Genomic DNA, 21,657 nt, shown 5'->3' with positions numbered 1-21,657 from the left:
TTTCTTTAAAGTAGCATATAGTATGCGTTGAATTAATTAAATTACAGACAAATGTCAAAAATTGTAGTTATTGGTAGTTCAAATACTGATATGGTGATAAAAACAAATCATATACCAGTTCCTGGAGAGACTGTTTTAGGAGGTAAATTTTTTATGAATTCTGGTGGAAAAGGAGCCAACCAAGCCGTTGCCGTTGCAAGACTGGGTGGTGATGTTATTTTTATTACAAAAATTGGTCGCGATGTATTTGGTGTTGAATCTTTAAAGAAATTTGAAGAGGAAGGCATAAATACCGATTATGCTGTGGTTCATAAATCAAAACCTTCGGGTGTTGCGCTCATTACTTTAGGAGATAATGCTGAAAATTCTATAGTAGTAGCACCAGGAGCTAATAATACTTTAAAGAAGAAAAATATTAATAAAGCATTACACGAAATTGAAAATGCCAGTATTATCTTAATTCAGCTTGAAATTCCAATGAAGATTGTTAAGCATGTCATTGAGATTGGTCGAAAGCTTAATAAAAGAGTAATATTAAACCCTGCTCCTGCAAGAGAGCTAAATAATAATATTTTAAAAGACCTATTCGCTATTACACCTAATGAAACTGAAGCTGAAGTAATTACTGGTGTAAAGGTATATGATACCGAAACTGCAAAAAAAGCCTCAATGATATTAAGAGAAAAAGGAGTAAAGAATATAATTATTACAATGGGAGTAAAGGGCGCATATTTACATACTGAAAATTTTTCAGGAATTATTCCAGGATATCAGGTTGAAGCAAAAGATACTACGGCTGCAGGAGATACATTCAATGGCGCACTAGCTTTAAGTATTAGCCAAGGGAAAAGCATACATGAAGCTGTAAAATTTGCAAATAAAGTAGCGTCCTTAACAGTAACGAAATTAGGAGCTCAATCATCAATACCTTATTTAGAGGATATTGAAATGTCTAAAATTGAACATTCAAAAACCTAAATGAAAAAATATTGCTTTTCAAGATATTAAAATATAATTGTTTGTGGAAGGTTATGCTCATTGGGCTATCTTTAAACAGTTTAAGCTGTGCACCTTCCAACAGAATAGTTATTTCTTATTTAGATAGTCATGAGATTCCAGAAAATTTAATTGTTAGAAACAGCCTTTTCGGAGGAATATCTGGGATAGATTATAATAGTAGAGATAATAGTTATTATTTTATTAGTGACGATAGATCAGAGCATAGTTCCGCAAGATTTTACAGAGCAAAAATTGAGATAAATAAAAAAAAGATTGATACAATTCTTTTTGAGAATTTAGTAACTATATTAAAAAAAGATAAGACACCATACAAAGAAGAAACAATTGATCTAGAAAGTATAAGGTATAACAATAATGAGAATTTATTAATTGTTGGTAGTGAAGGAGGCGAAAACGGAAATCCTCAAATAATGGTCTTAGATGTTGAAGGAAATCATATTAGGAATGTCAAACTTGATTCCAGCTATATTTCACATTTAAGGAAAAATAAATCCTTTGAGAGTATTAGCTTTTCTAGAGACCGTGCTTCATTATTTTATGCTACAGAAGCACCTACTATAAATGATGGCAATATTTCAACTGATATTTCAAAAGGATTAATTCGAATTTTTGAAAGTAATCTTAAAAATGATGAGGTAATAGGAGAGTACTTATACTGGTTAGAAAAAGTACCACAAAGAGCAAAAATCTTACCGCCTTGGGGTGGCACTGGAAATGATAACGGATTAGCAGAGATTCTTCAAATTAAAAAAAATGAATTCTTGACATTAGAAAGATCTGGCGCCTACATGGGTGATGATTCATTTAAATATATCTGTAAATTATTTCATGTTAATGCTAGTAAGAGAAAAAAGGATAGCAACAAAATCACATATAAAACAAAAAAGCAAGAGATTTTTGATTTTTCAAAATTAGGTGATGGTGGGCATAATGTAGAAGGAATGACTTTAGGACCAAAAATAAATGGAGAACAGTTAATTGTGTTTGTTTCAGATAACAACTTTAAAGATTCATTACCAACAATGGTTTATTTATTAAGAATTACCAATGAATAAATTATGAGCAAGATCCAAGTAGATATTATTATTAAGAATGGTCAAATACTTACCATAGATGATAAGATGCAAGTTATTGATGATGGTGTAGTTGTTATAAGTGGTAAAAAAATATTAGATGTTGGTAATCAAGATTTAATAGAGAAATACCAAGCAAATAAAGTAATTGACGCAAAAAAAGGTATAGTAATACCGGGTATGATAAACACTCATTGTCATTTACCCATGATAGCTTTTAGAGGTTTGGGGGAAGAAGGAATAGAGGACAGATTAATGGGGTATTTCTTCCCATTGGAAAAAGAAATGCTTAGTCGAAAACTTATCTATGATGCAACTATTCATGGCGCTATAGATATGGCTATGTCAGGAGTCACTACTTATGCAGATATGTACTACCATGTAGATGAAATGGCTAAGGCTACCAAAAAAATAGGATTAAGAGCGGTTTTAGGGCAGACAATTGTTGGTTTTCCTGTAGTCGACGCTGCAGAACCTTACGGCGGATTAGAATATGCAAAGCAACATATAGACGTTTTTAAAAAAGATGAGTTAGTGTCTCTTGCTTTAGCTCCGCATGCACCTTATACTGTTTCCAAAGATAAGCTACTGGAAGTAAAAGAAGTAGGGGATGAACATGGACTTTTAATTCATATTCATGTGGCTGAATTTGAAGACGAAAAGAATCAAATAAAAGAAAATCTAGAAGGTGTTTCAGTAGTTAAATATTTAGATAAGATAGGGTTTTTAGATAGCAATGTACTATTGGCTCATTGCAACTATGTAGATGATGAAGATTTTAAGCTTATAGAGGCCAGAGGAGCGAGGATAGTTCATAATCCAATGGCTAATGCTAAAGGAGCAACTGGTACTGCAAGAATTGTTGAGGCGATGAAATATAATATACCTATTGGAATTGGTACAGATGGACCTATGGGCTCAAACGTTGTTGACCTTTTTAAAGTAATGACGTATACATCTACGATACAGCGAATTAGAAAAATGAATCGAACACTTATGACCCCGGATGTAGTAGTAAAGATGGCAACACTAGGTGGGGCTGAAGCCTTGGGGATTGAAAATAGTGTTGGCTCTTTGGAAAAAGGGAAATTAGCTGATATTATAATAATAGAAACACAATCAATGAATATGATACCCAATTATGATCCATACGCTACTCTGGTTTTTCAAGCGAACCCCCATAATGTTGAAACTACAATTGTCAATGGAAAAATAATTGTTGAAGAAAGACAATTATGTACTTACGATGTAAATGAAAATGCTATCCAAATAAAAAAATGGATTAATGAAATAAAACCCTTCGCTAAAAAGCTAGCAGAAGAAGCAAAAAATAGTAACAAGAATACATGAGGAAAACGCTTTTGATAGATACCGATACAGCTTCTGATGATGCTGTTGCTCTTATTATGGCTGTCAACAATCCTAAAATTGATGTTGAAGCGATAACTGTTGTGGCTGGAAATGTATCTCTTGAGCAAGGAGTACAAAATGCGATGTATACGTTAGCACTTTGTGGTAAAACCTTACCTGTTTATCCAGGAATGAATCGGCCTTTGGTTCGAGAGCCAAAAACGGCTGATCATGTTCATGGAAAAGATGGAATGAGTGATATCGGTTTAAAACTTAATGGATTTACTCCGGAAAAAGAACATGCTGTAAATATTATTATTAAAAAAATCAATCAAAATCCTGGCCAAATTACATTGGTCTGTCTGGCTCCTTTAACTAATATAGCAACTGCGATTTTAATGGATAGTTCTATTGTTAATAAGGTTAAAGAATGTGTAATTATGGGTGGAGTTGGAGTTGGAAGAGGTAATGTTACACCAATTTCCGAATATAATTTTTGGGCTGATCCAGAAGCCGCCAAAATTGTTTTTGAATCAGAAATGCCTATAAAAATGGTAGGTTGGGATATTTCTAGAGAATATGCAGTATTCGATGAAGAGGAAGTTAGAAGACTGAAAGAGATAGGAACACCGCTAGCGAATTTTTCTGTAGACATTCAAAAAACTTTGGTTGAGTATGCACGGAATTCGTCACACCTAAAGGGGTATGATCTCCCAGACCCAATAGCCATGGCTATAGCCATCGATGGAACTGTAGCTACGAAAAGTCAAAAAGCGTTCGTTTCCATTTTGATTAATAATGATTATTCAAGAGGGCAAACAGCTATTGACTTCATTGGCTCAACAAACATTGAGCCCAATGCAGAAGTAGTATTAAAAGCTGATAATAAGAAATTCATAGATATGTTACATCAATCTTTATCATATCAAACAACGGAAATAACTAATTAAGGAAATGGAATGAGTATCAAAAATCGCCTCATAATTTTAAACTTTCTTGAATTCTTTATCTGGGGAACTTGGTTAATATCGGCCGGAGCATATATGACGGCCACTTTAAATTTTAGTGGAGTTCAAGTAGGGTCTGTGTATGCTACCATGGGGTTTATTTCATTAGTAATTCCTACAGTCGTTGGCATTTTAGCAGATCGTTGGATAAATGCTGAGAAGCTTTTAGGAGTGAGTCAGTTTATTTTAGTTGGTCTTTTTATTCTATTGACGCAGGTAACAGAATTTACCTCTTTTTATGCGATTATGTTTTTGGTTTCTTTGTTCTATATGCCAACCTTGGCATTGAATAATTCAGTTTCTTTTCATCTTCTTGATAAGGGTAATTATGATATTGTTAAAACATTTCCTTCAATTCGTGTTTGGGGAACGATTGGTTTTATTCTGGCAGCTTGGAGTGTAGATTTTTTACAATGGAAAGTAAGTGAAAAGCAATTTTATTTAAGCGCCTTAGCTGCTTTAATATTAGGGATATACTCATTCTTTTTACCTAAAGTGCTCCCGTTGAAATTATCGAATCAGACTTTATTGCAGCGTTTCGGGTTAGATGCTTTTGTCCTTTTTAAAAAAAGAAAAATTATCATCTTTTTCTTTTTTTCAATCCTACTAGGTGCAACTTTGCAAATAACAAACATTTGGGGTGTACCATTCTTAAGTGATTTTGAATTAAACTATAAAAATTCTTTTGCAGTTAAACACTCTGTTTTTTTAATGAGCTTATCTCAAATTTCTGAAGTTTGCTTTATTTTAGCTATACCATTTTTCCTAAAAAAGTTTGGTATTAAAAAGGTTGTTTTGATAAGCATGATAGCATGGATGTTGAGGTTTGGTTTATTTGGTATTGGGAATCCAGAAGGTGTTGGCTTATTATTCTTAATCCTTTCAATGATTGTATATGGATTAGCTTTCGATTTCTTTTTTATTTCAGGATCATTATTCATTGATGAAGTTGCTGATAACAAAATAAGGTCAAGTGCTCAAGGCTTATTTATGATGATGACAGGAGGCTTTGGACCTATCTTAGGTGGATATGGAAGCGGAATGATCGTTGACCACTTTACCGAAAATCATATAAGGGACTGGCCGAGCATCTGGTTTTCATTTGCATTATATGCTCTAATTATTGCTGTTTTGTTCGCTATATTATTTAAACATCAACATGTTCCTAACGAGAAAGATTTAGTAGATTAAACTCATGTAATATTGAGCAAAACCAATTTTACATACTAAATATTTTTTAGTTGAAAGTTGACATTAACAAACATGAGCCGAAATCGAGTAATCCCGATGCCTACCCGCCGCCTGGCCTATTCACTAAAAAGGTACACTGTACCTTTTTTTAACGCTCTGCCCCCTCTTTCTCCGCTAAAACGGCACAAATGCCCACAAATTAAATATTTGTAGGCTTTTTCATTTTATTTAGTTTCGTTTAAAATCAAATATTATTGAAAAAAGATGGTCAATACAAGTTATAAGCCTTATTGTCAATATGTTGATTTAGTATCTATTAGACTTCAAATCAAAAGATCAACGTTTATCTATTGGTAACGAAGATATTGATCATTTTAATTGTTAAAAATTGAATATAAAGGCTTTACAATTTATTTTCTGTAGGTAAAAGTAAAAAAAGTCGAATAGATAGTATTTTAATTGATATATCAATTATATTTGTATCAATAAAATAAAATTAATGAAACTTAAAAACCCTTCTGAAACCATTTTCTATCAAATAGAAAAGGCTATAAAAACGTACCGTGGAATGGCACAAGAAAATTTAAATGAACTTGGGCATAATATAACTATAAACCAGATTCTCTTAATGATTGAGATCGACCAAAGTCAAGATATAAGCCAAGTAGCACTTGCCGAGCTTTTGTTTAAGGATGTCGCTTCCATAACAAGAATGATAGAACTTTTAGTTAAAGAAGATTTAATCATAAGAGAAGAGAATAACGAAGATCGCAGAAAAAAGGTTTTAAAAATCACGAAGAAAGGAAAGGAAGTGTTGGATTCAGCAATTCCTGTTATAGCAAAAAACAGAGAAATTGCCCAAAAAAACATAAGTAGAGAAGAAAGAGATACACTTTTTAAAATATTGAATAAATTAATTTTAAATACATCAAAATGAAACAACTTGCAGTTTTAATAGTAGCTTTATTGGTGTTCAGTTGCAACAACCAAAAAAGTAAGCCAAAAAATCAAAAAGAATATAAGAGCCAAATAAATATTACGGAAATAAAGAATTTCTTAGAAAATCAATCTATGAAAGATAGCTTACATGGTGCTATTCTCATTGCAGATGGAGATCATATTTTACTGAAAAAATCCTATGGATTTAAAGATCTTAATCATTCCGAAAGGCATGCCGTCGAAGGTCAAATTGGATTAGCGTCTATGCCAAAAATGTTCACAGCACTTTCTATTATGATGCTTGAATCTCAAGGCAAGTTAGACATTGATACTCCTGTTGGAAATTACCTGTTAAATATTGAGAATGGTTTTTTGAAAGATAGTGTTACCATTAGACAACTATTAAGTCACACGGGTGGATTAGGAAGTTATTGGGACTATACTTCTGAAGCAGAACAAGATAATCTGGACTCACTATATCAACTTATAATAAAAAACGATTCTTTAAAAAGCTATGGTAATTTTCGATATAGTAATTCGGGTTTTATTGTATTAGGCAAGGTTATTGAATCTGTTAGTGGAATGGCATATGAAAAATTCGTTAAGAGTAATATTTTAAATCCTTTAGAAATGAGCAATACAGAATCTGTTTTACCAGATGGCGGAACAGATTCTACGCTCGATGACCTATTGAAGTTTTCAGATGCCTTGAGAAATAATAAGCTCATTAATCAAAAGGTCATAACTGAAATGAGAACTAAACAATCGGAAGTTGACTACGGGCTTGGATTTCAACTTAATTTTATAGAAGACAGTAAGATCTATGGGCATCCTGGTGGTTATTTTGAAGAGAACTCAACTCTTGGCGTTGCCTCTGCTCTAGATATTATCGATGATAAATATACAGTCATCGTTTTAACAAATAGAAATCCAATGATGGGTGGTGTTAAAGCACGTAATTTTATTCTGAAATTTTTGGCAAGTAAAAAGAAATAATAAACTAGTTTTAGTAACACATTTATGACCTATTAGTATAATAGCATAATGATTCATAAGAAATATTATGCATGTAATATTGCATAAAACCCATAACGAAACTTAGAATATTAAATTAACATAAACATCTAGATGAAATATTTTTTAGTACTTGTTCTACTTTTAAGTCAAAATTTGATTTTCTCCCAAACTGATGTTCAGTTTTTTTTAGAAAATGTAGAACTCAATAAAGAAAAGAAATCGATTCGTTTTGAATTATATGCGCTCAATAGTTCTGACAGTGTTTACTCAGTAATCAAACCTCTTAATTTTATGTTTAGAGAGAGTACGTTGAACCGAAGGAATAACTATTTAGGTTTTGACGATCTACCTTATAAAATTGAAATTGGAAAAACAGATGCGAAACCACAAATATTTGAAGCCGTTGATAGAGGTAATAGCGGTAAAAGGCTACTTCCGTCATTAACTACCATTGAGCGTCAATATTTGATCAAATTAACTCCTGGTCGAAAGATTAAATTGGGAGATGTTGGTTTTTATTTATATGACTCAGATATTTTGCTCGGATATAAATCTTCTGATGCTATTGAGTTGAAAGTAATATATAATCCGAAATTTAAATATGACTGCATTGACGCTAAAGTTGTTTCCAAAATTGAAAAGAGATTAATAAAGTACAAAAGGGCAGAGGCCGATTTGAATACTGTAATAAAAGAAACGGAGTTGCCAGAGTTCAAGGTCGATTATACATCAAGGTTTGAAAAAAGGTTGAACTTCTATAAGAAGTACCCTGAACTACTGAAATCAATACCAACTAAAAAAATTGAATCTAATCTAGAAAGAGTAAATTTTCAATGATTACATTAAAATTAAACTTTTCCTAGAATGTGTAACGAGTTGATTATAAAGAAATCTAGATAAATGATAAAAACTTTTTTAGCAACACTCTTTATTATTACCCTAATTGGGTGCGCATCATTTTCTAAAAAAGAATTTAGAAAAGAGTATACTAAGCTCAAAGATGGAAATTTATCAAGATTGAATGGAATTTATAGTTTTTACCCATCAAAGAGGTTTGGAAAAGATTATGTTAATATCCCTTCTGACTCCTTAAGATATCCCAACTTATATCAAAATATTGTTAATGAACATTGGAAACGAAAAATGAAGTTTGATTCTTTGCGTTCAAATAGTAATGATTATAGTGTTAGACTAAATCTGAACAAGCGCAAAGAATTGATAATAAAAGTTTATGAAAATTCTAAAATCATTAGGGATACACTTATCACGGGCAAAGTCAAGAATGGCATGTTCTATTTGGATAATAAAAATTTAGAAATTGAAGGAATTCCTTTTCTTTTTGGAAACTATCGGAGTGACAAAAGACGTTTAGGAATTTCTGGTAAGAACAATTTAATAGTGAACAATGTACTTGCTGACGAGGGTGCTATATTAGTTGTCTTTGGAACCGGTTTTAAATATAATTCATCTTACGAGTATGAAAGGATTGAATAAAATTCCGATGGCTAATAAACTCAAAATGCTTGTCATAATTTCAAGTTGTTTTGTATTAATGGGATGTCCACCTGGTCATTTTCATAAGTATAAATTTATAGGGGAAGAGCTGCCACTTGATGGGCTTTCTTATACTCGAATTAGATTCAATGAGAAAACAGATTTATATATTAAAGCAGGTTATTACTACGAATTCATTAATAAAAAAGAAAATGGATTGGCCGTTGCTATTCAGGCGAATCCAGAGTTTGATCTAGATAAAAACAAAATAGTCAAAAGCATCAAGTCATCTATTTTTGGAGAACTAAATAAAAGTAATAGCTTACCCTCTACCGCTCGTGTTTTTAATACTGAAAATACAGTTTTATATAATTTACCTTTTAAAAAACGTAATGAAAGAAAGGCTCTTGAAAAAATAGAAAAAGATACAATAACAATCGAGTTAATGAACGGAAATGAGCTACTTTTTATTAGAAATAAATAAAAGAGTAATAATAGATGTATAAAATTAATTAAAACCTTACATCAATACTAAATAAACCATTTTATGAGGATGAATATGTTTAAATCAATAATATCAATTACACCCTTTTTAAAATACAATAACCTAGAACCACGGCTAAAAATATTTATTGTTTTTTTAATTTGTGTTTCAACTAATATGTATTCACAAGACTTTTACAGTTTTACTAAAGATTCCAAAAAAGGCTTAGTTGATAACAATATGAATGTTATAATTAAACCTAAATATGAACAAATCAGTACTGTTGACATGGTTAGCAAGAGATTTGAAAATAAAGGCCATTTAATTTTTAAATTGAATAATAAATATGGAATAATGAATCTGAGAGAGAAAGTAATTCTCTCGCCAATATATGACAGACTGTATCCTACAGATCTCAAAAATACATTTTCATTTAAACTCGGAGACATAGGTGGTTTAGTCAATTTAAATGGGAAAAAGTTATTCGCTGAAAGCTATTCTAGTTTTAGTGTAGCCAACAATAATAAATCTATTATCAAAAGCCAAAAACTGCAAGGCCATAGACAATGGAGTATTTTGAATAGGGATGGAAGTCTTATAAGAAAATTTGGCAAAGACACTTTAATCTTTCGTAGTAATTATTATGATTTTTCAGCAAATATTTTCATCTATAGAGCAGGACAAAAGTATGGTTATGTTGATTCCGAAGGTATTATAAAAACAAAAGCAATATTTGATAACGCTTCTCAGTTCTATAAAAAATATGCGATTGTTCAATATAAGGAAAAAGATTCTGACTTTTTTTTGACATCTAGAATAATTAATAAAAAAGGAGAATTTGTTAATGGCTTAAAATACCAATCAGTTAAGTTTAAAAGCAGTATTACCGCCTATGGTGGTCAGGAGGCAGATGAGAGTTTTTTTTATTTTAGGATTGATGACAAAGTTGGTTTGCTAGATGAAGATTTAAATGTAATAGTGGAACCTAAATATTCTCAAATAGGTAAATTTAGTGAAGGGCGTGCTTTTGTAGCCAATGAAAACGGTAAGTATGGTTTCATAAATAGTAAGGGCAAAGAAATAATTCCATTAATATACGATAATGCTGATTTTTTTTCTGAGAATCTCGCTCCTGTTGTGAAAAATGGTAAATGGGGATTTATAGATAAAGATAATAATGTTGTAATTGACTTCAAATATACCGGAAACATGAAACCCTTTTCAAATGGAGTAGCCCTATTCAGAAAAAATGAAAAAACATCTAAGACAAATTCCAATATGGATAAATGCGGTTTTATCAATAAAAAAGGTGAATTTATAATAGAACCTATCTTTTATAATGCTGAAGACTTTAAAAATGGAGTAGCCCTCGTTGCACATAACGGATTTTATTATTTAATCGATAAAAAAGGGAACCGCTTTAAATTATATCAAGATGAATTCTATCATAAAGAAGAACCAACTGTAGAAAAAGAAAACTAACGCTAGTAAGATAATTGAGTATTATTAGAAATGGGAGAATGGAATACATTACATATTTACAATGAAATAGATAAGGGTAAGCCTATAGATACAATAAAAAATACAGAAGAAGTAAAATTTTATCTAGGCAAATACACCGAAAGGTATTTAAAGGATAAATGTTTTTTTGACGAAAATATTGTAATAAAAACTCTCAAGAAAGATTTACACCATTACGAGAATTTATTTGAATTGGGCATTCTATTGGATGACTATAAAATTTCAAGGGATTTGTCCAGTTGTCAAGAACACCATTATAAATCATTTGTTGAATATTTCATTTTTCAAAAAAATTCGAATTACTACCCTTATTTTAAATTAGGGAAAAGAAGTTTTTCGCAAGCTGTCAATTATGTAAATAAAAACACAATTGCTGAAGAAATTATTAATAGTTTATTATTCTCTTGGAGTTCTTTTACTATTGATGGTGGTGGAATAAGAAAGGTTCTTTCACCTAAGGATTTGATTCTTTTAGAATCAGATTTAGAAGAAATAGGGGCAAATGGTTTTAGTCATGAGCAAATAATTAATGATTTCAAACACTTTATAAAGTATCTAAAAGAAAATAATTTAGGACTTATTTCTGGTGTTAATTTAGAAGCACGAAGGCTGGAAAGCCAAAATCTTAAATCAATCAAGATAAATCTAGAAAATTTAGTGTATAAAACCGAGCGCAAAGAGATTAAACATTTGGTTAATAAATCAAATTCTGAGCCCATAAATGCCCAAATAGATAGTCCAAATTTTAAAAATAAAATATCACATGAAATTAATGGAACTATTGATGAGAAATATTTATCAGACCTAATGTATTTCTATCAAATTGCATCTGGTCAAACATTTTTTAAAAATAGATTGTTGACTCTTATTACTTATTTAGAGCAAAAGTCAATAACAATAATTCAGAGCGACTTTGAAGGAATTATAACTTCAAAGGAGGGACTAGAGGAAATTCTGAGAAAAATGGATAACACCTTTAAAATGGAGGACCATATAAATTAATCGATGTAGACAAACCGTTGGTATTCATTTGATCTATGTGACAAAGCATTTTATAACTTAATTATATAAAAATACATGTTAGTTTTAACAGAAGAAATTCCTAACACAAAAACAGATGAACGTTGTGAAGTATTATTACAAGATAATATATTGGTTTATCGCACCAACCAAAAAGAAATTTCATTAAATACAAATATTAATCGAGCATTCAATTTAAGAAACGATACTTTCTTGGTATTAGATGGATTAAATAAGCCCACCATAGTTAAAGGAGAACATGTTAGTACGAACTACAAAGATACTTTTCGTGTAAGTGAAGTTTTCGAAACCCTTTTTATTTATTATAAAAAAACAAACCCAAGAGTTAATGGTATTTTCGATTTTAACTCAGAAAAAGCATTACTTGAAACAGAGCATTGGATAGGTCGCAATATTTTTGACAACCTTATTATCGGTGAGTTAAATAAAGTCATAACTGCTAGAAAAATTGATAACCCAGAGCCCTTGTGGAAGTACGATTTGTCAATTTTTGGCACAACTAAGAAACTTTTTGGAAAGGAAGAATCAGTTAACTTAAATAATTTTGTTGGAGTATGGAATAATCAACTCATTGCTTTGTTGAATAACGGTGAATTTATTGGTTTAAATATTGACAATGGTAAATTATTATGGCAAAAGAAAGAAGTTGATGAAAATAAGACTCAGTTAAAAAACACTTATGATTTTGGATTACCATATAATCCTATTCTTAATAAAGAACTTGGGTTAATTTATATATTACAAGGTAGGGACTTCATAGAATATAATTTAAAGACACAACAAGCTTCTTATTTATGGGATAGTCAAGAGAAGGGAACAGAAAAATCCATTTTTATTAAACAAACAAAATTACTCAAAGAAAATATTTACTTCACCGCGTCAGTATTTCCAGATTTAGGAACTACTAATACTGTTGGTATTTTCAATATTGAAAAAAGAGAAATAATTTGGCAGTATTCTTTTAATTTTAAAAGAGGAGTGTTTATTCCAAATATTAAGAATTGTATTCAGGTTAGTAAAAATAGTATGTGCATATTAGATTCAACCGAAACACTTCACATTTTTGATAGGATCGAATAAAATAAATCATAAACAAACGTATTGTTAAATTAATACAACCTATGTCAAATAAAAGGTGCGTAATTCGGTGAGTAGGAGAGAAGTGTGTTTTTAACTATTTAAATATCAGCGCCATACAAGCAAGGTTCTGTTCCCTCTTTCTCCGCTGAAAATGCTAACAAATAGCAACAAAACCCATCAAATAAAATGAATTGATGGGTTTTTCATTTTATTTGGTTTCATTTAAAACCAAATATTATTGCAAAAAGGTGACCTATTCGGGTACCTTTTTTATTTTTTAACAAGGTCCCCTAATTTCAATTAATGTTTAAGAAATCCAAAAGATAAAATAAGTTTTATATAGAAGGGAAGCATGTTGTCTAGGATTTACCATTATTCACCTATTTTTTAAGGAAATTCACCTTTCATTGCAAATAAATTAATCCAAGTTTTGTACGAGATAAAATGTACCTACAGTTAAAAAAATCAAAGTAGTATCTTAGATTAAGTTTAAGTGATTTAATTAAAATTGTCAATTAATTGAAATAAAAAATATGAAAACCAATCGACTAGAAGCATTTAGTGATGGAGTTCTAGCCATTATTATTACGATTATGGTGTTAGAACTTGAAGCTCCAGAAGGCACATCTATTGAAGCATTAATTCCTAAAGTACCAATATTTATTAGTTATGTTTTGAGTTTTATTTATGTCGGCATTTATTGGAACAATCACCATCATTTATTTCAAATAACCGAAAAGGTGAATGGCAAGGTGCTTTGGGCCAATTTACACTTATTGTTTTGGTTATCGGTTATACCTTTTACTACCTCATGGTTAGGAGAAAATCATTTGGATTCAGGCCCGTTAGCACTTTATGGTTTTTCATTATTAATGGCAGGAATAGCATATAATATTCTACAAAGAGTTATTATTAAAGAGCACGATGACAACTTTCCGCTTAAAAAAATTCTTGGAAAGAGAACTAAAGAAAAAATATCATTGATAATCTATATTATCGGAATTGTATCTTCGTATTTAGTACCATGGTTGGCCGTATCTTGTTATATTATTGTAGCTTTAATATGGCTTATTCCAAATAAAAAAATAGAAAATATTTTAGGTTAAATGGCTAATAAAGAACTTCCTCAATTACTTTTTAAGGAAGACCTAGAATTGATAGGATTTGAAATTCTAACAATGAAGGGTTTTTATGAGAAGTATGATGCTTCATTATTAGCACCTCCTAAAATTTTAAAGTTTTATGAAATTCTTTTTATAGAAGATGGAGAAGGAGAACATTATGTTGACTTTGAAACCTATAATTTCAAAAAAGGGAGCATTTTATTTTTAGGTAAAAACCAAGTACATTCTTGGCAAAAACACAGAAGTATTGATGGTTATATAATTTTGTTTACTGAAAATTTCTTGTATAAAAATCAACTACAATTTAATGAATTATCATATAGTTATCCTTATAATACTGCATTATATAGTCCGATAACAAATATTAATAACAAGAGTCATTTTAATACTTTTTTAGCTTTAATTGAACTCATTCATAAGGAATATGAAAGTGTTGAATATCAATTAAGACAAGAAGTACTACAAACATTACTGCGTACTTTAATTTTAAAAGTGAAATCTCAACTGCTTCCTGTAGATTCTTCAGACGACGAAAAAAAGACTTTATTTATTGAATTTCAAAAGGCATTAGATCAACATATATTTCACACAAGAAATGCTGTTGATTATATAAATATGTTGGGTTGCTCTAGTCACCAACTTAATAAGGCAGTTAGGACATTTACCAATAAATCAGTGAAAGCTTTTATTGACTCAATGCTCATACTACACGCAAAACGACTTCTTGCTCAGATTCATAACAATGTTAGTGAAGTGTCTTACCTTCTCGGTTTTGATGAAACTACAAACTTCGCTAAGTATTTTAAAAAACATACTAATAAAACGCCAAGTCAATTTAAAACAATGATTACTAAGCAATAAATTGTTTTGAGATTTACCATTATTTGAGATTTTTCGAAATAATTAACCTTTCACACTAGTTAGATCAACTTTAATTTTGTGGTATAAATTAATATAAAGTTTATGCCATTTAAAATCAATGAAATAGAGGCGAAATCAATTATAGGAACAACTCAAGTTCCTAGTGCAGATTATGTAATTAATCCATATGCAGGCTGTCAATTTGCATGTATGTATTGTTTTGCAAGTTTTATGGGACGTTTTGTTGGAGAGACTAATAATAATTGGGGAAATTATGTGTATGTAAAAACAAATGCAATAGAATTAATGGAAAAGGATATTCAACGATTAATGAAGAAAAATCCACATCCAAAAATCGCAATGAGCACTGTTACTGACCCTTATCAAGGGGTTGAAAAAAAGTATCGATTAACCAGAGGCATTTTAGAAGTATTTGCAAAAAATAATTACCAAGGTAGAGTTGGTATTTTAACTAAATCGCCAATGATATTAGATGATTTAGAATTGCTAAAGAAAATTCCAAACCTAGAAGTTGGAATGTCCATTACAACTACAGATGATAAATTAAGTCGGTTTTTAGAAGTAAAAGCACCATTAGCAAGTGCGAGATTAAGAACATTAAAAAAGTTAAATGATGCCGGAATTAAAACCTATGTTTTTATTGGACCTTTTTTACCTCATATGAAATTAAAACCAGAATTGATTGATAAGTTATTTTCTGAAATAAAAGCAGCTGGAACAAATGATGTAAAAATTGAATATCTAAATCTTCCGAAGTATGTTCGTCCAAAGATGAATAAACTTTTAAAAGAAGAAACTCAAGAAATTCAAGACGTATATACAACATCTCAACTTAAAAAATACAGAGAACAAATAGAACCAATTTTAAGAGAAAATCTTTTAAAACATGATTTAAAATTAAAGTTTGATGAAATTATTCATCATGTAACCGATCAAAATTTAGTAGAATGAAACATTTAAAAACAATTGCAGTATTCATTGTAACAATAGCTAGCATAAACCTTACTACGGCACAAGATAAACCAACAGAATCTTCTTTGGAACAAGTAAAAAGAGAAGCTGAAGCAAAAAAACCTGAACAATTATTGAATGGAACATCCATGAACTATTATTATCAAAATGGAGGAGGAATACATATTGAATTTTATGATGGGATGCTTAAATACAAATGGATTGTAGGTCCAAGAAAAGGGAATGGTAATAAAGATTTGTCATATAGCTCTCGTAAGATTGGAAACAAAATGTATATCGTAAGTTGGTTAGAAGCCTCACATCCAGACTACACGACTTTAATTTTCAATTTCAATAATAATGTGATGTATTCTTCTGGCATATTTCGCTTCGGAACAAAAGACCAATTTACACGATTTGATGGGGGAATAATTGAAGATTTATTGTTAGTGGAAAAATAATTTTAAGCATGGAAGATATAAGAATGTACATACACTATGTTACCAAAGCTATTGAGTTAATAGGAGTCTTGGTTATTTTCTTAGGAATAGTGTATTCAATAGCTAAATTTTTAATTTCTCTAAAAAGGAAAAATACAACAGCATATGTAAACCTACGACAGTCATTAGGGAAATCAATTCTTTTAGGCTTAGAGATTTTAATTGCTGCCGATATTATGGAAACAGTTACTACAGAACCAACGCTTAGGTCAGCTGCTGTTTTGGGACTAATTGTACTCATTAGAACTTTTATGAGTATGTCTTTAGAAGTGGAGTTGGAAGGTAGGTTTCCTTGGCAAAAAATAAGTAATAAATAATATTTAATCTATAAAACAAATAAAATGAGTTTATCAAACAAAGAAAAAGCAGTAGCCCTATTAAACAGTATTCAAACAGGAGCAGCAGAACCTGCAAGCTATGTAAACCCTAAAAAGTATATTCAACATAACTTGTCTGTTGCTGATGGATTAGCAGGATTTGGAGCCGTATTACAAAATGCCCCTGAAGGAGGTTTTAAAGTAAAAGTTGTAAGAGCATTTGAGGATGGAGATTATGTAGTTTGCCATAGTAAATATGACTTTTTCGGACCAAAAGTTGGGATTGATGTATTTAGGTTTGAAGATGGGCTAATTGTAGAACATTGGGATAATTTAGACCAACTTGCTACAAGTACAAATCCAAGTGGACGTACACAACTCGATGGAGAAACAGAAATAAGGGATTTAGATAAAACCGAAGCAAACAAGGCATTTGCAAAAGATTTTATTTCAACTATTCTTGTTGGAGGTGGATTTGATAAAATCCAAAATTACTTCGATGGTAATAATTATATTCAGCATAATCCTGTTATAGCAGACGGAATTGATGGTTTACAAGCGGCATTAAAGCATATGGCAGAAAATAATATTCATATGGTTTACGAAAAGGTACATTATGTGCATGGCGAAGGCAATTATGCGCTTGTAATGTCCGAAGGAAATCTTTCTGGTACACCTTATGCATATTTTGATTTATTAAGAATCGAAAATCTTAAAGTAGCAGAACATTGGGGTGTAATGGCACCAATTCCACCAAAACCTGAATGGAAAAATGATAATGGTAAATTCTAAAAACAATAACAATGAGTAAAAAATTAGAAAATGCGAAGAGTCTTTATTTAGAAGGGATTCGTGATGGTCATATGGAAGAAGCACTTGATAAATATACAGGCGCCAGATATACACAACATTCTGCAGGAGTAGGAGATAATAAAGATGGGTTTATGAAATTTTTCGGCCCATTTCTTAAAAGAAATCCTGTACGAGATATTCAAATAATCCGTGCTTTTGAAGATGGCCAATATGTTTTTGCTCACGTATATCAAAGTTTAAATAATGGTGAAGCAAAATGGGTTACAGCAGATTTCTTTGATACTGACGATAACGATCGTATGATTGAACATTGGGATGCTATTCAAGTGTATGAAGAAACTTCAGTTTCAGGTCGTACTATGGTAGATGGTCCTACAGAAATTGAAGATTTAGACAAAACGGAAGCAAATAAAGAGCATGTAAGGAAGTTCGTTAATGATATTTTAATCGGCAGAAATTTAGACAACATTACAAAATATGTGTCTACAGAACAGTATGACCAGCACAATCCTACAATTGGTGATGGTATAGATGGATTGATGGCGCATATTCAAAAAAATATTGCAAATAATATTAAAGCAGGTTATGAAAAATTACACTTGTTACTTGGTCAAGGAAATTTTGTTTCAATTTTGAGTCATGCCATAGTTAATGACGAAGATTATGCGTTTATTGACATATTCCGATTAAAAGATGGTTTAATTGTAGAACATTGGGATGTTCAAGAGAAAATACTGCCTAAAGACCAATGGGGAAACTCCGGTAAATTTTAAATTATCTATTAATAGTTGTAATTGGAGTATTTTTTGTAATTGAATATAAGCTAAACACGGATTTATTTAAAGGAGTTGTAGATATGGATGATGTTGGTTATTTAATTACTAAAGAAAAGTCTTCAAATACTAATTTACCTGGTGTATTTGCTTTTCGTGATGTTCAAAATAAAGAATATAGAGAAGCTATTACTAGAGCTGGAACGGGTTGGACGGCAGAATTAGATGCTAGATGTAAATAGTAGCAAATAGTGGTAAATAAAAAGTGAGTAATTAGGTGAGTAGGAGAGAGGTATGTTTGTAATAATTTATTAATCAACTAGTTACAAGTAAGGTTTTGATCCCTCTTTCTCCGCTAAAACGGCACAAAACCCATCAAATAAAATGAATTGATGGGTTTTTCATTTTATTTAGTTTCATTTAGGTGCAATTAGCACCAAATAAAAGGCGACCTATTTTGATTTTTTTATGGTCGCCGAATTAGTTATAAAACTCAGAATAATGATAACTAAAATCTCTGTTAATATCCTGACCACATTTTTGCAGTATTTCTTAATCGGAGTTTGGCTAAAAATAATGAACTCTATTAAAAACGTCTACGCTGCCCGGAATACTGCATGGCCTCGCCCTTGCCAAAACCGTAACTCAATCCGAAAGCCACAAATCGTCCTCGTTGTCGACTGCTAAATGTATTGAAATCATTTTGAGCTATTTGGTTTTCAAATATCCTAGAAGCGAAAACATCTCGTACACTCAAGCTTAGTACTGCTTTTCCTTTCATAAGGTCTTTACGAAGTCCCAAGTTCATAAAAAGCTGATCATTAATGCTTCCCTGAACAGTTTTATAGCTGGATCGGTAATTGCCGGTGAGTTCAAGATCAAACTTTGCAGGCAACTTTACTTTGGACATCAATTTTGATGACCACTGATCACCACTAAAATCAAACACTGTTTCTTCAAACGAACCATTTCTTTGGAACCTACTGTAGTTCAAGTCCCCATTCAGTGTTAACCATTTAAACGGACTGAACTTTGTGTTAAATTCCAAACCGGTCGTTATGTTAGTACCAATATTTTCAGGCCTGAAAGTCGTGACATTACTTTCAAAGGTGGAAACGCGCTCGATAACGTCAATTGTATAGCGATGATATATACCAAAATTTAAAGATACTTTGCCCAACATATAAATGCTTGTTATTTCATAGGAATCGGTGAATTCAGGTAATAAATCAGGATTTCCCTGCCGTATGTTGAAGTTATTTCTAATATTAAAAAAGGGGTTCAAATCCCACAATCTCGGTCGGTAAATTCGCTTAGAATACCCGGCCTGGAATGATAGCTTATCCGTAAATTTATATGAGGTATGTATACTTGGAAACAGATTTGTGTAGTTCTGGTCGTTTGCTTCACCAGTATTGGCCAGTATGGTGTTTAAGTCGGTAGCTTCCATACGCAAACCGGCTTTTATACCCCATTTTTTACCTTCATAGGCGCCAGTTCCATAAAGACCCAATACTTTTTGGTCATACTCAAATATATTAGTCAGTCCCGGGTCATTGACAAATATGCCATCAATTAAATTATTGACCTCATAATCATTACTTACATCGTTTAAAACATATTGTGCTCCGGTTTCCAGGGTCCATTTCTCATTGAGGGGATTTGTATAGTCTAATTTAAAAGTGAATACAGATTCCTTAAAGTCGGTACGTGTCTGCTGCGTACTATTATTGTCTTCGCCCGATAGAGTTGTATCCACAAATTCCGAGGACTGGTCTTTTCCGAAGAAATTACCCAAGGCACTGAACAATAAGGCATGATCTTTATGGCTTTTGAAATCTTTTTTGTACTGCAGTTCATATTGAAACTTTGGATTTCTCGCATCAGTGACTTCCACACGTTGCCACTCCGATAAAATGGTGCCGGAAGTTAGATCTTCAGAAGCAAAATTTGTTTCTGAAGGTTGGTCTTCAATTTCCAGGGCAAAATTGCCTGATAGGGTAACGACATTCCGTTCATTGATATGATAATCTGTTCCAAGAACAAAATTATAATAAGTTTCATTTCTGAATTCTGTTCCTGTTGTATAAATAGCGGTGTTAGTATTTAAGTCGATATTGGAATTCTCAATGTCATTAGGTAGCTCGCGCAATCCAATACCCATTTGACTGAATAAATTAAATTTTTCCGTGCGACGATTGAGGCTAACTCCAGCACTATGACTGTCTGGAGCCCCGGTATTCAATGAGACGGACCCATTTAGCCCCTCTCTTTCTTCTTTTTTAATAATAATATTGATAATCCCTGAGGTGCCTTCTGCATCGTATTTTGCAGAAGGATTCGTGATGACTTCTACTTGCTGAATCATATCGGCCGTAATGGTGCCTAACGCATTATTTTCATCACTTGCTAAAATAGATGGCTTGCCATTAATAAGAATCTGTACACCTGTACTTCCACGCAGACTGATTTGCCCTTCAATATTCACATTTACTGACGGTACATTATTCAATACTTCTAAGGCACTTGCTCCCGTTGAGCTTAAATCCTTTCCGACATTAAATACTCGTTTATCCAATTTAAAAACCGTTTTGGAGACTTCCCCTCGTACCACAATTTCCTCTAATTGTTTTGTGTCTTCCAAAAGCTCTATGGTGCCTAAATCAATAGTTCTGCCTTCTGAATCCGGCAACTGTACAATCATTTTCTGAAAACCAATAAAACTTACTTCCACATGATAATCGCCTTTTTGAACCTTTAAAGAAAAGTGACCATCCTCTGATGTTGTGGTGCCTGTAATGCCTTTAGTGGTGTTTTTATCAATTATCAAAACTGTGGCATAAGCAATCGGTTGCCTTGATTTTTTATCGGTTACTTTACCCTGATACATTACTAATTCTTGCTGCGCGTTCACCTTGAACAAGCAAAACATGGCTGCGATTACTAGAAGTATACTAGACTTAAGTTTGTTGTTCATCATCCAAAATTTTATTCAAATGTCTGAAAACCCTACTTTAACTGAAATTATATTCCGTGAACGACGTACCTTTTATGGTAAACGGCACTTGAATAAGAACTTG

At 31.6% G+C, this 21,657-nt stretch carries 22 protein-coding genes; 21 read left to right on the top strand and 1 reads right to left on the bottom strand.

The window, feature by feature from the left end; genetic code table 11:
* Window positions 1-51 precede the first annotated feature (51 nt).
* The 21 genes from rbsK (at window position 52) to AC1EUU_RS04560 (ending at window position 18,819) form a co-directional block, all read left to right on the top strand.
* Window positions 52-978, top strand: a complete 927-nt coding sequence (gene rbsK / locus AC1EUU_RS04660) for a ribokinase (protein ID WP_480200215.1) — start codon at window positions 52-54, stop codon at window positions 976-978.
* Window positions 979-1,019: 41 nt separating this feature from the next.
* Window positions 1,020-2,075 carry an esterase-like activity of phytase family protein gene (locus AC1EUU_RS04655; protein WP_480200214.1) on the top strand — a complete coding sequence of 352 codons (1,056 nt, stop codon included), beginning with the start codon at window positions 1,020-1,022 and terminating at the stop codon, window positions 2,073-2,075.
* 3 nt (window positions 2,076-2,078) lie between these two features.
* Entirely contained in the window at window positions 2,079-3,443 is a 1,365-nt protein-coding gene (locus AC1EUU_RS04650; protein ID WP_480200213.1) for an amidohydrolase family protein, read from the top strand.
* A complete protein-coding gene (locus AC1EUU_RS04645) occupies window positions 3,440-4,393 on the top strand; it encodes a nucleoside hydrolase (protein WP_480200212.1) in 954 nt (317 codons plus the stop codon). The genes AC1EUU_RS04650 and AC1EUU_RS04645 overlap by 4 nt, the downstream gene beginning before the upstream one ends.
* A 9-nt stretch (window positions 4,394-4,402) precedes the next feature.
* Window positions 4,403-5,641, top strand: a complete 1,239-nt coding sequence (locus AC1EUU_RS04640; RefSeq protein WP_480200211.1) for a nucleoside permease — start codon at window positions 4,403-4,405, stop codon at window positions 5,639-5,641.
* A gap of 499 nt (window positions 5,642-6,140) precedes the next feature.
* Window positions 6,141-6,578: a MarR family winged helix-turn-helix transcriptional regulator gene (locus AC1EUU_RS04635; protein ID WP_480200210.1), complete on the top strand. Its 438-nt coding sequence runs from the start codon at window positions 6,141-6,143 to the stop codon at window positions 6,576-6,578.
* Entirely contained in the window at window positions 6,575-7,576 is a 1,002-nt protein-coding gene (locus AC1EUU_RS04630) for a serine hydrolase domain-containing protein (protein WP_480200209.1), read from the top strand. Before AC1EUU_RS04635 ends, AC1EUU_RS04630 begins: the two co-directional genes overlap by 4 nt.
* Window positions 7,577-7,708: 132 nt before the next feature.
* Window positions 7,709-8,434 carry a hypothetical protein gene (locus tag AC1EUU_RS04625; RefSeq protein WP_480200208.1) on the top strand — a complete coding sequence of 242 codons (726 nt, stop codon included), beginning with the start codon at window positions 7,709-7,711 and terminating at the stop codon, window positions 8,432-8,434.
* A gap of 63 nt (window positions 8,435-8,497) precedes the next feature.
* On the top strand, window positions 8,498-9,091 hold the full coding sequence (locus AC1EUU_RS04620; RefSeq protein WP_480200207.1) for a hypothetical protein: 594 nt from the start codon (window positions 8,498-8,500) through the stop codon (window positions 9,089-9,091).
* Window positions 9,075-9,575, top strand: coding sequence for a hypothetical protein (locus AC1EUU_RS04615; protein ID WP_480200206.1), 501 nt, complete (start codon window positions 9,075-9,077; stop codon window positions 9,573-9,575). Before AC1EUU_RS04620 ends, AC1EUU_RS04615 begins: the two co-directional genes overlap by 17 nt.
* A gap of 177 nt (window positions 9,576-9,752) precedes the next feature.
* Window positions 9,753-11,057: a WG repeat-containing protein gene (locus AC1EUU_RS04610; RefSeq protein ID WP_480200205.1), complete on the top strand. Its 1,305-nt coding sequence runs from the start codon at window positions 9,753-9,755 to the stop codon at window positions 11,055-11,057.
* A 30-nt stretch (window positions 11,058-11,087) separates the two neighbouring features.
* Window positions 11,088-12,098: a hypothetical protein gene (locus AC1EUU_RS04605; protein ID WP_480200204.1), complete on the top strand. Its 1,011-nt coding sequence runs from the start codon at window positions 11,088-11,090 to the stop codon at window positions 12,096-12,098.
* A gap of 75 nt (window positions 12,099-12,173) precedes the next feature.
* Window positions 12,174-13,217 (top strand): hypothetical protein, encoded by a 1,044-nt coding sequence (locus AC1EUU_RS04600; protein ID WP_480200203.1) that lies wholly within the window; start codon window positions 12,174-12,176, stop codon window positions 13,215-13,217.
* Between the two features lie 533 nt (window positions 13,218-13,750).
* On the top strand, window positions 13,751-14,323 hold the full coding sequence (locus tag AC1EUU_RS04595) for a TMEM175 family protein (protein ID WP_480200202.1): 573 nt from the start codon (window positions 13,751-13,753) through the stop codon (window positions 14,321-14,323).
* A complete protein-coding gene (locus tag AC1EUU_RS04590) occupies window positions 14,324-15,202 on the top strand; it encodes a helix-turn-helix domain-containing protein (RefSeq protein ID WP_480200201.1) in 879 nt (292 codons plus the stop codon).
* Window positions 15,203-15,304: 102 nt separating this feature from the next.
* On the top strand, window positions 15,305-16,174 hold the full coding sequence (locus AC1EUU_RS04585) for an SPL family radical SAM protein (RefSeq protein WP_480200200.1): 870 nt from the start codon (window positions 15,305-15,307) through the stop codon (window positions 16,172-16,174).
* Window positions 16,171-16,635, top strand: a complete 465-nt coding sequence (locus AC1EUU_RS04580; RefSeq protein ID WP_480200199.1) for a hypothetical protein — start codon at window positions 16,171-16,173, stop codon at window positions 16,633-16,635. The genes AC1EUU_RS04585 and AC1EUU_RS04580 overlap by 4 nt, the downstream gene beginning before the upstream one ends.
* Window positions 16,636-16,643: 8 nt before the next feature.
* Window positions 16,644-16,991: a DUF1622 domain-containing protein gene (locus tag AC1EUU_RS04575; RefSeq protein WP_480200198.1), complete on the top strand. Its 348-nt coding sequence runs from the start codon at window positions 16,644-16,646 to the stop codon at window positions 16,989-16,991.
* Between the two features lie 24 nt (window positions 16,992-17,015).
* Window positions 17,016-17,783 (top strand): nuclear transport factor 2 family protein, encoded by a 768-nt coding sequence (locus AC1EUU_RS04570; protein WP_480200197.1) that lies wholly within the window; start codon window positions 17,016-17,018, stop codon window positions 17,781-17,783.
* 11 nt (window positions 17,784-17,794) lie between these two features.
* Window positions 17,795-18,577 (top strand): nuclear transport factor 2 family protein, encoded by a 783-nt coding sequence (locus AC1EUU_RS04565; RefSeq protein ID WP_480200196.1) that lies wholly within the window; start codon window positions 17,795-17,797, stop codon window positions 18,575-18,577.
* A gap of 83 nt (window positions 18,578-18,660) precedes the next feature.
* Window positions 18,661-18,819, top strand: coding sequence for a hypothetical protein (locus tag AC1EUU_RS04560; protein ID WP_480200195.1), 159 nt, complete (start codon window positions 18,661-18,663; stop codon window positions 18,817-18,819).
* 344 nt (window positions 18,820-19,163) lie between these two features.
* On the opposite strand, the gene AC1EUU_RS04555 is transcribed toward AC1EUU_RS04560, so the two are convergent.
* Window positions 19,164-21,554, bottom strand: a complete 2,391-nt coding sequence (locus AC1EUU_RS04555) for a TonB-dependent receptor domain-containing protein (RefSeq protein WP_480200194.1) — start codon at window positions 21,552-21,554, stop codon at window positions 19,164-19,166.
* Window positions 21,555-21,657 lie beyond the last annotated feature (103 nt).

Source organism: Maritimimonas sp. 2205BS37-2 (genome assembly GCF_056591755.1).
Note: the sequence above shows the minus strand (reverse complement) of the source record. Positions and strands in the feature narration are given on the sequence as shown.

Excerpts from the sequence above, each read along its gene's own strand:
- AC1EUU_RS04630 (WP_480200209.1), top strand. The coding sequence starts at position 6,575 with ATGAAACAACTTGCAGTTTTAATAGTAGCTTTATTGGTGTTCAGTTGC.
- AC1EUU_RS04575 (WP_480200198.1), top strand. The coding sequence starts at position 16,644 with ATGGAAGATATAAGAATGTACATACACTATGTTACCAAAGCTATTGAG.
- AC1EUU_RS04635 (WP_480200210.1), top strand. The coding sequence starts at position 6,141 with ATGAAACTTAAAAACCCTTCTGAAACCATTTTCTATCAAATAGAAAAG.
- AC1EUU_RS04650 (WP_480200213.1), top strand. The coding sequence starts at position 2,079 with ATGAGCAAGATCCAAGTAGATATTATTATTAAGAATGGTCAAATACTT.
- AC1EUU_RS04605 (WP_480200204.1), top strand. The coding sequence starts at position 11,088 with ATGGGAGAATGGAATACATTACATATTTACAATGAAATAGATAAGGGT.
- AC1EUU_RS04645 (WP_480200212.1), top strand. The coding sequence starts at position 3,440 with ATGAGGAAAACGCTTTTGATAGATACCGATACAGCTTCTGATGATGCT.
- AC1EUU_RS04600 (WP_480200203.1), top strand. The coding sequence starts at position 12,174 with ATGTTAGTTTTAACAGAAGAAATTCCTAACACAAAAACAGATGAACGT.
- AC1EUU_RS04610 (WP_480200205.1), top strand. The coding sequence starts at position 9,753 with ATGTATTCACAAGACTTTTACAGTTTTACTAAAGATTCCAAAAAAGGC.
- AC1EUU_RS04615 (WP_480200206.1), top strand. The coding sequence starts at position 9,075 with ATGAAAGGATTGAATAAAATTCCGATGGCTAATAAACTCAAAATGCTT.
- AC1EUU_RS04580 (WP_480200199.1), top strand. The coding sequence starts at position 16,171 with ATGAAACATTTAAAAACAATTGCAGTATTCATTGTAACAATAGCTAGC.
- AC1EUU_RS04595 (WP_480200202.1), top strand. The coding sequence starts at position 13,751 with ATGAAAACCAATCGACTAGAAGCATTTAGTGATGGAGTTCTAGCCATT.
- AC1EUU_RS04555 (WP_480200194.1), bottom strand. The coding sequence starts at position 21,554 with ATGAACAACAAACTTAAGTCTAGTATACTTCTAGTAATCGCAGCCATG.
- AC1EUU_RS04625 (WP_480200208.1), top strand. The coding sequence starts at position 7,709 with ATGAAATATTTTTTAGTACTTGTTCTACTTTTAAGTCAAAATTTGATT.
- AC1EUU_RS04590 (WP_480200201.1), top strand. The coding sequence starts at position 14,324 with ATGGCTAATAAAGAACTTCCTCAATTACTTTTTAAGGAAGACCTAGAA.
- AC1EUU_RS04565 (WP_480200196.1), top strand. The coding sequence starts at position 17,795 with ATGAGTAAAAAATTAGAAAATGCGAAGAGTCTTTATTTAGAAGGGATT.
- AC1EUU_RS04640 (WP_480200211.1), top strand. The coding sequence starts at position 4,403 with ATGAGTATCAAAAATCGCCTCATAATTTTAAACTTTCTTGAATTCTTT.
- rbsK (WP_480200215.1), top strand. The coding sequence starts at position 52 with ATGTCAAAAATTGTAGTTATTGGTAGTTCAAATACTGATATGGTGATA.
- AC1EUU_RS04570 (WP_480200197.1), top strand. The coding sequence starts at position 17,016 with ATGAGTTTATCAAACAAAGAAAAAGCAGTAGCCCTATTAAACAGTATT.
- AC1EUU_RS04560 (WP_480200195.1), top strand. The coding sequence starts at position 18,661 with ATGGATGATGTTGGTTATTTAATTACTAAAGAAAAGTCTTCAAATACT.
- AC1EUU_RS04585 (WP_480200200.1), top strand. The coding sequence starts at position 15,305 with ATGCCATTTAAAATCAATGAAATAGAGGCGAAATCAATTATAGGAACA.
- AC1EUU_RS04620 (WP_480200207.1), top strand. The coding sequence starts at position 8,498 with ATGATAAAAACTTTTTTAGCAACACTCTTTATTATTACCCTAATTGGG.